Origin of the sequence: Croceicoccus gelatinilyticus (assembly GCF_018398395.1) — a bacterium.
GTDB lineage: Bacteria > Pseudomonadota > Alphaproteobacteria > Sphingomonadales > Sphingomonadaceae > Croceicoccus > Croceicoccus gelatinilyticus.
Map to the genome: position 1 here is coordinate 151,183 of NZ_JAHCBF010000007.1, position 11,879 is coordinate 163,061.

General features: G+C 60.1%; 9 protein-coding genes. All 9 read left to right on the top strand.

The window, feature by feature from the left end; all coding sequences use genetic code 11:
- Nucleotides 1–145: 145 nt before the first annotated feature.
- The 9 genes from KIH45_RS15345 to KIH45_RS15385 all read left to right on the top strand — a co-directional run bounded on the left by KIH45_RS15345 (nt 146) and on the right by KIH45_RS15385 (nt 11,762).
- Nucleotides 146–490, top strand: coding sequence for a hypothetical protein (locus KIH45_RS15345; protein ID WP_137678721.1), 345 nt, complete (start codon nt 146–148; stop codon nt 488–490).
- Between the two features lie 64 nt (nt 491–554).
- Nucleotides 555–1,808, top strand: a complete 1,254-nt coding sequence (locus KIH45_RS15350; protein WP_010412683.1) for a TolC family protein — start codon at nt 555–557, stop codon at nt 1,806–1,808.
- 11 nt (nt 1,809–1,819) lie between these two features.
- The gene (locus tag KIH45_RS15355) at nt 1,820–2,968 is read left to right on the top strand and encodes an efflux RND transporter periplasmic adaptor subunit (RefSeq protein WP_213176906.1); all 1,149 of its coding nucleotides are present in this window, start codon (nt 1,820–1,822) and stop codon (nt 2,966–2,968) included.
- 37 nt (nt 2,969–3,005) lie between these two features.
- Nucleotides 3,006–6,269, top strand: a complete 3,264-nt coding sequence (locus tag KIH45_RS15360) for an efflux RND transporter permease subunit (RefSeq protein ID WP_137678839.1) — start codon at nt 3,006–3,008, stop codon at nt 6,267–6,269.
- 13 nt (nt 6,270–6,282) lie between these two features.
- The gene (locus tag KIH45_RS19185) at nt 6,283–6,708 is read left to right on the top strand and encodes a hypothetical protein (RefSeq protein WP_225899970.1); all 426 of its coding nucleotides are present in this window, start codon (nt 6,283–6,285) and stop codon (nt 6,706–6,708) included.
- A gap of 116 nt (nt 6,709–6,824) precedes the next feature.
- Nucleotides 6,825–9,320: a heavy metal translocating P-type ATPase gene (locus KIH45_RS15370; protein WP_213176907.1), complete on the top strand. Its 2,496-nt coding sequence runs from the start codon at nt 6,825–6,827 to the stop codon at nt 9,318–9,320.
- The gene (locus KIH45_RS15375; protein WP_213176908.1) at nt 9,317–9,946 is read left to right on the top strand and encodes a cation efflux transmembrane domain-containing protein; all 630 of its coding nucleotides are present in this window, start codon (nt 9,317–9,319) and stop codon (nt 9,944–9,946) included. The genes KIH45_RS15370 and KIH45_RS15375 overlap by 4 nt, the downstream gene beginning before the upstream one ends.
- The gene (locus KIH45_RS15380) at nt 9,943–10,809 is read left to right on the top strand and encodes a hypothetical protein (RefSeq protein ID WP_213176909.1); all 867 of its coding nucleotides are present in this window, start codon (nt 9,943–9,945) and stop codon (nt 10,807–10,809) included. The genes KIH45_RS15375 and KIH45_RS15380 overlap by 4 nt, the downstream gene beginning before the upstream one ends.
- Nucleotides 10,809–11,762: a cation diffusion facilitator family transporter gene (locus tag KIH45_RS15385; RefSeq protein ID WP_213176910.1), complete on the top strand. Its 954-nt coding sequence runs from the start codon at nt 10,809–10,811 to the stop codon at nt 11,760–11,762. Before KIH45_RS15380 ends, KIH45_RS15385 begins: the two co-directional genes overlap by 1 nt.
- Nucleotides 11,763–11,879 lie beyond the last annotated feature (117 nt).

Consider the following 11,879-nt stretch of genomic DNA (forward strand, 5'->3'; position numbering starts at 1 on the left):
ATTACGGCGTTTGTGTCGACCCAGGTCGGTACATGAATAGCGCATTTGTTCGTTCTTATGCATTGAGCTGCGCGACGGCTTCGGAATTCGAAGAGAATATCGACTTGTGCCATGTGATTGGTCCTGCTAGCGGGGCCAAAGTGTCATGACCCTCCGTATGCCCCTTCTTGCCTTGAAGCCGTTTTTCGCCATGCTGATTCTCTTCGGCCTGGTGTTCAGCGTAAGCGTGGACGCGGCGGTATGCGGGCCTGAAATTGGCGAACTTACAAGTGTCGAAGCTGCAAGTAGCGAGACTGGTCAAGACTTGCCGGACAGCCCGAATGAGCAGCATGGCATCTGCGCCCACGGCCATTGCCATCATGGAGTCCAATTTGCAGGCAATGCGGATATCGGGGCCGGTGAGCGTTCATCCGGTGCACAGCATTTCTTCGAACCCGTCGGCCTGACTGCAGTCCAGCAAGCGATTTTGACGCCCCCTCCTCGAATCTGACGTCCAGTATTGCCGCCGCAATGTCGGCGCGCATTCGGCATGTCAGTAGAGGAAAAATCAATTCATGTTTGCCATTATTTGGCGAGGCGCCCTTTTTGCAGGGCTGAGCCTCGCAGTACTGCCCGGTGCGGTGCGTGCACAAGAACGCGCGGTGTTGACGCTCGACGAAGCTCTCGCGCGTGCGGGTGTGGACGAAAGCGCGCAGGTGCAATCAGACAATCCGCGTTTGATCGGGCCGCAGGCCGAAACGGACGCGGCACGCGCGCTTATCGATCAGGCACGGCTTCGGCCAAATCCTGAGCTTGCCTTTGAAGCGGAGAACATCGCAGGAAGCGGTGCCTTTTCAGGGCTGCAAGCAACCGAATATACGCTGTCTTTGAGTCAGCGCCTCGAGCTAGGCGGCAAGCGGGGCGCACGCATTCGCTCGGCCGAGGCCGAGGCGCGCGTGGCAATGCTTTCTGGAGAATTGTCGGTCGCTGAGCTGAGTCGCATGGTGCGCGAACGCTACATCGAGGCGGTCGCTTCAGCTGCGCGACTGGAACTTGCCCGCGACGTAGTCGAACGCAATCGCGAACTCGCGCGTATAGCTGGCCTGCTTGTCGAAGTTGGCCGCGAGCCGCCGCTGCGCTCGCTTCGTGCAGAAGCGGCCCTTGCTGAAGCCGAGGCGGAGTTTGAAGCCGCGCGAGCTTCAGAGATAGCGGCGCGGAGCGCGTTGGTGGCGCTCTGGGGTGAAACGTCCCCTCCCCCGGACGTGCCATCGGCGTTTCCCGGGATCGAACCTCCTGCGATGCTTCTTGCATCGCCTTCTGCTTTGCGTCTCCAAGTCGCGCGTGCCGAACGCGAGGCGGCGGACGCTGCGATCGACAGGGAGCGCTCTTTGGGTGTTCCCGATCCGGCCATCTCCGCCGGTGTCAGGCGGTTCGAGGAAAGCAGGGATCAGGCCTTCCTAGTGGGCGTCTCGATTCCCCTTCCTTTCCGCAATCGCAATCAGGGTAACATCGCCGCTGCCGAGGCCCGCTTCCGCGCGGCCTCCGCACGCGAGGCTGTCGCCCGCGCGGATTTCGAACTCGAAGTAACCCAGGCGCGCGGCCGCTTTCTCGCCGCCGAGGCTCGTGTAGAGACTCTGTCCCAAACCTCCCTGCCTCAAGCGGAAGAAGCCTTGCGCCTCGTCCGGATTGGGTATCGCAACGGCAGGTTCCCGCTGATCGAGGTTCTGGCTGCGGCCGAAGCCCGCGATGCAATCCGAGAAGCCTTGATCCAAGCCCAGGAAGATCGCGGTCGCCTGGCGGCGCAGTTGATCTGGCTTGGCGCCCAATGAGGAAAATACCCATGAACCGTAAGCGTTTGGCCGTACTGATCGGCCTGATCATTCTTGTTTTTGCGGCTGCTGTAATGCTGTGGCCGGACAACGGCGCAGAACCGCACAGCGAAGAGGAGAGCGAAGAAAGCGATCTCCCGGAAGGACTGGTCCTACTCGGCGAAGAGCAGATTCGAAGCTCCGAAATCATGGTCGAGACCGTTGGTGAGGGCTCGGCGGTAGAGCTAGTGTTCCCAGCCACAATCGCCGCTAGCCCCACAGGCAGCGCGCGGATCGATGCGCGAGCGGCGGGCGTGGTGCGGAGCGTTCAAAAAACGCTGGGTGATTACGTCCGGCAGGGTGAAACCATTGCGCGTATCGAAAGTGCGGAAGCGGCAGCTTTGGCATCGCAATTGAGCGCGGCGCGCGCGCGCGTCAACGAATTGTCAGCCGCCTATGAGCGCGAACGCCGGCTTTTCGAAGCCAATGTTACGGCGCGGCAGGATCTCGAAGCGGTGCGCGCCAATCTCCAGGTCGCCCAGTCAGAACTGTCCCGCGCGCAGGCAGCGGTTGCGGCAGCGGGCGTGAGTGGCGACGGTCGGTCTTTGGCGGTTACCAGCCCTCTTGCAGGACGGGTAACGGCGGCGCCTATTGTCCTTGGTTCGTTTGTCGATGCGGGAGAGGAACTCTACCAAATCGTGAATCCTAATGCGATGCAGATCGAAGTCGCGCTCCCCTCTGCAGAAGCGAGCCGTATTCAGCCAGGCGATGAAGCCACGCTGGAACTTGCAGAAAACCGCGAGATCGGAGCGCGGGTCCGCTCCGTCACGCCATCGCTCGATCCTGAGAGCCGCAGCGCGACGGCAGTCCTTTCGCTCACGCGGTCCATCCCCGGTCTTCAACCAGGTGCCTTCCTGCAAGCGCGCATCCGGCCTTCGGGCGAGGTCGATATGGGCCGCATGTCGGTGCCCGAAAGCGCGGTGCAGTCACTCGACGGCCAGGAAGTGGTTTTCGTGCGCACGCGCCGCGGCTTCCAGACCCGTCCGGTGGTGACCGGCGCACGTTCCGCAGGCCGCGTGGTGATCGAATCCGGTCTCGAAGCGAACTGGCGGATCGCAACCGAGAATGCCTTCCTGCTCAAAGCCGAACTCGAAAAAGAGGAAGCCGAACATGGACACTGATCGCATGCAGGAAACGGAGCACTCGCACCGCCACGGCCTGATCGGCATGATCCTCGACATGGCCGTGCGTTTTCGCTGGGCCATGGTCGTGTTGACGATCGGTGTCGCCATCTATGGCGTGATGAACCTTCTTCGGCTTCCCATTGACGCCGTACCCGACATTACGAACGTTCAGGTGCAGATCAATACCGAAGCGCCCGCCCTTTCCCCCTCCCAGGTCGAAACGCAGGTAACCTATCCGGTGGAAACCGGTCTCGCCGGGATCGATGGTCTGGAAATGACCCGTTCGATTTCGCGCAACGGGTTCAGCCAGGTTACTGCAATCTTCGAAGAAGGTACTGACATCTATTTCGCGCGGCAGCAGGTCAATGAGCGCCTGACGCCGATCACCGCTTCGCTGCCCGAAGGAGCAGAACCGGTAATGGGACCTATCTCGACCGGTCTGGGCGAAGTACTCATGTATACGATCGAGTTCGAGCATCCGGGGGGCAAGGAAGCACCGAAGGGCAATGCGGTCGGTTGGCAGTCCGACGGAAGCTTCGTTACCGAACGCGGTGACAGGCTGGATAGCGATGTCGCCAAGGCTGCTTATCTGCGTACCATTCAGGACTGGGTGGTCGCTCCGCTCATGCGGTCGGTCGATGGCGTCGCCGGTGTCGATTCCATCGGGGGTTTCCGAAAGCAATATCTCGTACAGCCCGATCCTGCTCGCATGACAGGCTACGGGCTTTCATTCGATGAGGTGATCGATGCGCTGGAAGCCGCCAACCTTGCCGAAGGCGCGAATTTCGTCGAGCGATCAGGAGAAGCCCTGCTGGCTCGTGTCGATGCACGGCTCGGCAGTGTCCAGGACATCGAGCAAGCAGTCATATCTACACGTGGAGGCGTTCCCATTCGCGTGGGAGATGTCGCAACGGTCAGCATTGGCGGTGATCTCAGAACCGGGGCTGCATCGCTGAATGGCGACGAGGCTGTGGTTGGTACCGTCCTCATGCGGGCAGGAGAAAACAGCCGCACTGTTTCAGCCCAGGCCGCTGAGAGGCTTGACGAAGTCCGCGCCTCCCTGCCGCAAGGTGTGGTAGCCGAAATCGTCTACAATCGTTCGTCTCTCGTCGATGCAACGATCGCGACCGTCGAGAAGAATCTCGTCGAGGGTGCGCTGCTGGTCATAGCCATCCTGTTCCTTTTGCTCGGCAACATACGGGCCGCAATTATCGCCGCTCTGGTTATCCCTTTTTCGATGCTGATGGCATCGATCGGCATGAACCGGCTCGGAGTGTCAGGCAATCTGATGAGTCTGGGCGCGCTTGACTTCGGTCTGATCGTCGATGGGGCCGTGATTATCGTCGAGAATAGTGTGGCACGTCTTGCGGCCAGACAGGAGCATGAGGGCCGGCTCCTGACACTTGGCGAACGGCTGACGGAAACGCGGCTTGCCGCGCAGGAGATGATCAAGCCGACTGTCTATGGTCAGGCGATTATCCTTCTGGTGTTCGCACCGTTGCTGACCTTCACCGGAGTCGAGGGCAAGACGTTCTCGCCGATGGCCATCACGGTCATGCTGGCGCTCGCGTCGGCATTCGTACTCTCGCTGACTTTCGTCCCGGCGATGATCGCGATCCTGCTGAACAAAAAACTGACGGAGAAGGAAGTCAAACCGATCCGGATCGCCAAGGAACGCTATGGGCCTCTTGTCCGCAAAGCCATCGCCCGCCCTTGGCCGGTGATCGGGGCCGGTGCCGGCATTTTTGCCGTTGCTGCTCTGGTGTTCAGTTTCCTTGGCAGCGAGTTTACACCGCAGCTCGACGAGCGCGATATCGCGGTGCAATCATTGCGAATCCCTTCCACATCTCTCGAGCGGTCTCTGGCGATGCAGCGGCGAGTAGAAGATCGATTGGAGGAATTTCCGCAAGTGCAGCTTGTATTCTCACGTACCGGTACTGCGGAAGTGGCCAGCGACCCGATGCCGCCCAACGCCTCCGATGCGTATGTGATCCTGAAGCCGCGCGATGAATGGCCTGACCCGGATCTTTCGAAAGATGATCTGGTGGCAGAAATGGAGAGTGCTCTGGGAGGCCTGGTTGGCAATCTCTATGAGTTCAGCCAACCAATCGAACTTCGCTTCAACGAACTGATCGCTGGCGTGCGCGGCGATGTCGCGGTCAAGATCTACGGCGACGACCTGACCGCCATGACCTCGGCAGCGAACGAGGTCGCCGGGATTTTGCGCGAGGTCGAGGGAGCTGCGGATGTTAAAGTCCAGCAGGTCACCGGTTTCCCAACGCTTGATATTGCCTTCGATCGTCCAACGATCGCTCGATATGGGCTGAAGGTCGAAGACGTCGCTCAATCCGTCGCAATTGCTTTGGGCGGGCGGCCTGCCGGGCTGGTCTTTGAAGGCGATCGAAGGTTCGAGGTCGTCGTTCGGCTTTCGGATGCGACACGCGATGATTTCGATCAGCTTGGTGCATTGCCGGTGCTGCTTCCGAACGGAGCGACCATACCGTTGCGCTCGGTCGCCGAATTCCGGGTTGTGGATGGCCTTGCCGAAGTCCGCCGTGAACAGGGACGCAGGCTGGTGATCGTTTCTTCCAATGTGCGCGAGCGCGATCTTGGCTCCTTCGTTGAGGAAGCGAGGGCGAATGTCGAGGCGCAGGTTGAACTGCCCGCTGCAGCCTTTATCGAGTGGGGCGGCCAGTACCAAAACCTTCAGGCTGCGCAGGAACGGTTGCAGATCGTTATCCCGATCGCTTTCGCGGTTATTCTCCTGTTGCTCTATATGGCAGTCGGAGGCTGGGTTCCCGCTCTGGCTGTTTTCAGCGCGATCCCGCTCGCCCTCGCTGGCGGCATCTTCTCGCTGGCTCTGCGCGGAATGCCGTTTTCGGTTTCGGCGGCAGTCGGGTTCATCGCCCTCTCGGGCGTGGCGACCCTCAACGGTCTCGTGATGGTGACTGCAATACGCCAGCGTCTGGACAAGGGAATGGCGCTCGATGAGGCCATCGTGGAAGGCGGGCTGGCGCGCTTGCGTCCAGTATTGATGACGGCTCTGGTCGCGTCGCTCGGGTTTGTCCCCATGGCGATCGCGACCGGCACCGGAGCGGAGGTTCAACGGCCTCTGGCAACGGTGGTCATTGGCGGTCTGATCACCGCCACTGCGCTCACCTTGTTCGTCCTTCCCGCGATCCTGAAACTCGTCTTCGCCACCAGAAAGGATGACCGGACGTGGCGTCAACGCTGGTGGGACCGCCTGCGCCGCAACGTCACTCCCGAGGAACGGCAAGAGCTGCAAGAGGTTACGTGAATGGAGAGCATCAATGATTACTAGCCAGCTCAGAGTGACCCTTGCCGGCGCCCTGATACTTTCAAGTGTTCCAGCATCGGCGCAGGATCAGAGCACGCCTGTTCCGATCGCCGGTGTCTGGAGCCTTGGTGAAACGCGGTCTTGTGATAGCGGACCGGCCTGGGTGTTTTTCGCAGATGGCTATTGTGCCGAAGTACAGCTTCCGGACGGTGCCCCCGCCGCCGTGGGAATTTGGCGAGACGAGGGCGATGCCATCGCTTACACCCACGCGCACATGCCATTCGAAGGTCATGAACGGCCGATGCGGGTTCGTCATCTTACCATCGAAGAGCGCACCGCCGAAAAACTGACAGCCCGCAATTATCGCGGTGTCACGCGCACGTTTCACCGCTGTCCAGCAAATTCGCTGAAAGTGCCGGCAGGTCAGGACGCTCATTGACGCTTTCGCTACGCAATATGCGGACTTCGCTAGTTCCTATTCGGGTTTCGCGAACCTGCAAGCTTACGGGTCTGCGGCACCGGGAGCGGTCAATTTTCCACGGGAAGCAATAGGCAATGACACGAACCATCGAACTCGAAGTCTTACCGCTCCTCCCCGACCTCCCGAGCGAAACCGATCATTGCATCATCCGCTTGCAGTCTTTGCTCAGCTCGCGGATCGGCGTGCACGAGGTCGCGATATTGCCCGGCACGAAGGAAGCATCCGCGCGGCTAGCGATATCATACGATGCCGATCGCCTGACGGTCGCCCGCATCAAGGAGTTGGCCCATGTGGCCGGAGCGGAAATCTCCGAACGCTACGGACACGTTGTCTGGCAAGCCGATGGCATCAATTCCACCCGCCGTGCCGAAACGGTCGCGGACCTGCTGGCCAGCAAACCTGGTATCCTCGAAGCAAATGCTGATGCGAGCGGGAGGTTCATCGCCGAATACGACCGTCAGCTAACCGATGAGCCTACGATTGCTGGCGAGCTCAAGAACCTCGGCGTGTCGGTTTTGGCGGGCGATGTCGTCAGGAACGCCGAGCACTCTTCCAAAGACCATGGTCACGATGATGAAGATTATGCCGGACACAGTCATGGCGGCATCTTCGGCGCGAACACCGAACTCTATTTCTCGCTCGCCTCGGGCGCATTTCTCGCGACCGGATTCGGGATCGAGAAACTATGGTCTGGGCATCCCGGATGGCTGCCACTCGCGTGCTATATCGCAGCGTATTTCTTTGGCGGATTCTTTACCGTCCGAGAGGCGTGGGACAATTTGCGCCTCCGCCGGTTCGAAATCGATAGCCTCATGCTTGTCGCCGCTGCGGGCGCCGCCTTTCTCGGGGAATGGGCTGAAGGCGCGCTTCTGCTGTTCCTGTTCAGTTTCGGCCACGCGCTCGAACACTACGCGATGGGGCGCGCCAAAAGGGCGATCGAAGCGCTCGCGGAACTCGCGCCGGAAACCGCACGGGTAAAACGTGGAGATGACGTCGTCGAGGTTCCGGTCGAGGAGCTTGCGATTGGCGACGTGGTCATCGTGCGTCCGAACGAACGCCTTCCGGCCGATGGTTTCATCCTGGACGGGATCAGTGCCATCAATCAGGCTCCGGTGACCGGCGAAAGCGTGCCGGTCGACAAGAGCGCGGTTTCGAATGTAGCTTCTGCGCGCGCAAATCCTGACAATCTTGCGGATGACAATCGCGTCTTTGCAGGGACGATCAACGGATCGGGCGCGCTCGAAGTGGAAGTGACCCGGCGATCGAGCGATACGACCCTAGCCAAGGTCGTCCAAATGGTGAGCGAAGCCGAGGCTCAGCAATCTCCGACCCAGCGCTTCACGCAGCGCTTCGAGCGAATTTTCGTGCCTGCCGTGCTCGCTCTGGCCGGCCTGCTCCTTTTCGCATGGGTCGTCATCGACGAACCCTTCCGCGACAGTTTCTACCGGGCGATGGCGGTGCTTGTGGCTGCGAGCCCCTGCGCTTTGGCGATCGCGACCCCGAGCGCGGTCTTGTCCGGAGTGGCCAGAGCAGCGCGCAGCGGCATTCTGGTAAAGGGCGGCGCGCCGCTCGAAGATCTCGGTGCGCTCAAGGCCATCGCGTTCGACAAGACCGGTACTCTTACCGAAGGCGAACCCCGCATTACCGATGTCCAACCCGCGCAGGGCGTATCTGAAAACGAACTGCTTGCGATTGCCTCGGCGGCTGAAAATCTGAGCGATCATCCCCTGGCACAGGCGATTGTAAGGGACGGCAAGCAGCGGCTTGGCGATGAGACTCTGCCCGAAGCAGCCAATCTCGAAAGCTTCACAGGCAAGGGCATCACCGCGCTTGTCGACGGTGAGCGGGTGTGGATCGGAAAGCTCGAAATGTTCGGGCAAGACGGGGTCCCTGCGCTCAGTGCAGAACTGTCGGATGCTATAGAGTCCATGCGCGAGCGCGGGCGAACGACGATGGGCGTTCGCTCGGAAACGCGCGATCTTGGAGCGATCGGTTTGCTCGACACGCCGCGGGCGGCAGCAAAGGCGACGCTCGAAGCGCTACGCGGCCTCGGGATCACCCGAATGATCATGATCTCGGGCGACGATCAAAGAGTGGCCGATGCGGTTGGAAAGGAAGTCGGCCTCGACGAGGCCTGGGGCAATCTCATGCCCGACGACAAGGTCAAGGCCATCCGCAAGCTTGCCGGTCAGGACAAGGTTGCGATGGTCGGAGACGGGGTCAACGATGCTCCTGCCATGGCGAATGCCACCGTCGGGATAGCAATGGGTGCCGCAGGCTCGGATGTCGCGCTGGAGACAGCCGATGTCGCGCTGATGGCCGATGATCTCGCCCGACTGCCTTTCGCCGTCGATCTGAGCCGGCAGACCCGCTCGATCATCCGGCAGAACATGATCGTCAGTCTCGGAATTGTCGCCGTTCTCATCCCGGCAACCATTTTCGGTCTCGGGATTGGCCCCGCTGTCGCGGTTCATGAAGGTTCGACATTGATCGTGGTCGCCAACGCGCTCCGGCTTCTGGCGTATAAAGAGAAGAGCGGTGCAAAGGCGATAATGGAGACGCAAGCATGAGCGGCGATGATAACTTCAATCTGGATACGTCTGACAAGCGCCGCACATTATGGATCGTTTTATGGCTTAACGTCGCGATTGCGGTCGGGTTCTTCGTCATGGGCTACTTTGGCGACTCGAATGCGCTGCTGGCCAACGGACTCGACAATTCGTCGGACGCGCTTGTCTACGCTCTCAGTCTCCTTGCGCTGAGTCGACCGCGCTCCTGGAAGCGAGGCGCAGCGCGCTTTTCTGGCGTCATGCTTTTGATCTTTGCCGGCGGAGTGATTGCTGATGCCGTCAGGCGGTTTGTTGAAGGTTCTGAACCGGGTGGCATCCTGATGATCGCGATGGCTGCCGTCGCGGGCATAGTGAACCTCTATTGCCTCCGCTTGCTGCAAAAGATGCAGGACAAGGACGTAAACATGCGGGCCGCCACCACATTCAGCTTCAATGACTTCATTTCGAACGGCGGAATTATCATCGCTGGCGTCATCGTTATGATCACAGGCGCGAACTGGCCGGACCTTGTGGTCGGCGTCGCTGTGGCTGGCATAGCTCTTTACGGCGGGATCGATATCCTGCGCGACGCGCACAGTGACAAGCACGACGAGGCGGGAACGGTTCATGGCGAAACACGGGAATGAGCCTCGTCCACGAGATATTTGCAACTGAGGATTTGTCGGCGATCCTGACCTTGGCGATGCTGGCAAGCCTCGGCCTGGGTGCTGGCGTTGTCTGGGAAGAAAAGCACGGGCCGACCCCGAACGAAAATGGGTTCGCGGCGGCCGTCCACTCTGGCGCCCTTGCCGCACTTGCGCTTGTTTTGACCGGTCCTGCAGTTGGACAAGCAAGGGGTGACTTCATAGACGCAGCCCTGCTCCCCGCTGGCGGGACTCTCTATCTTCTGGCGGTGCTGATCGGAGGCTGGGCTTCGCATCGCGACGCAGTTGGAACCCTGTCCGACGCCGTGGGAAGACGCGGGCCGAAGATGACCATTGCGCTTCAAGGCGGTATTGCGCTGGGGTTTGGTGGCATCGCTCTGGGTGCAGCAGCAGCCGTGTCTGTCTTCGCCGGTTTCGCAGCAACACTAGGGGTTGGAATCACCTTTTTCCTGGTGGGGCGAAAGACAACAGCCGGATTTCGCGACAGCGCGATCAAACGCATGGATCGTCTGGCGATCCATGTTTTTCTGTCACTCGCCTTTGTTGCCGCAGCGGTAGCCGGGTTTTGGCTTCTCCACGGCATGAGCGAAACAGCCGACGCGCGGTTGGCAATTCTACTCGCAGGATACTTTCTTATCTGGTCGGTTCATTTTTTGCTGCAAATCCCGGGCAGACTGGGAGGTTTGAATTTGGCAGCACTCGCGGCCTTCATCTCCGGGCTTGCGATGTTCGGAATGATTGCAGTCGGATTTAACGCCGCGATTGGAGCAATCGATAATTCCGATGCGATCCTTCAGCATCCGGATACCGCCGGCAACGAAATCGTAAATAGCGGAGAGAAGTGATGGCGCACTCGCACGATCATGCTGGCCACAGTCACGGCGAGGAAAACCTTAGCGATCGTCAGCTGATCCTCGCGGTCGCGATCAATGTCCTCCTGACCCTTGCCCAGATCATCGGCGGCATCCTTTCGGGGTCATTGGCGCTTATCGCGGATGCATTGCACAACTTCAGCGATGCGGCCTCTCTTGGTCTTGCATGGTTTGCGCGGCGCATAGGCCGGCGGCCGGCGGACAAGCTGATGACCTTCGGCTACGCCCAGGGAGAAGTCGTCGCCGCGCTCATCAATCTGACGACCTTGCTGATCATCGGATTCTATCTGATCGTTGAGGCGATCAACCGTTTCGCCGCGCCGCAGCCGGTCGAAGGCTGGACCGTGATCTGGGTTGCCGGGATCGCACTTGTCATCGATCTCGTCACCGCATTCATTGTCTATCGCGGCGCGCATGACAGCATTAACATGAAGGCTGCCTTCCTGCATAATGTTTCGGACGCGCTGGCCTCGATCGGTGTGATCGTCGCCGGAGTGCTGATCATTCTATACGATCTCGTCGTCGCCGATCTCATCATCACTCTCATCATCGCGGCCTATGTCATCTGGCAGGGCGCGACACTCCTACCGCGTACCGTTCGTCTGCTGATGGGAGCAGTGCCGGAGGAGGTGGAATTTGATCAGATGGTTGAAAACCTGCGCGCGCTTGGCGGCGTGCAGGATATTCACCACGTCCATGTCTGGAATCTGGGAGAACATCACCGGGCGCTCGAAGCCCATCTCACTCTTGTTGATTACTCCCAAACAGCATTCGAGGGAGTCAAGCGACGCGCGCGGGCGATGCTGGAAAAGGATTTCGGCATCGCACATGCCACTTTCGAGCCCTGCCTCGCTACGGACTGCGATGATGCGCTGATCCCTGCCCACCCGGCACCCGCCAACGGGAAACACACGGTCGGTGATTAGGCTTTCGCTGGCACATTCCTGCCCGACCGTTCGCAGACCCTGACCCCTGATCGCGCGCCACTCGCGGACGGTATTGCAGTCCGGAACCGATGCACCGCGAGCCGCCCTCAGCCGATA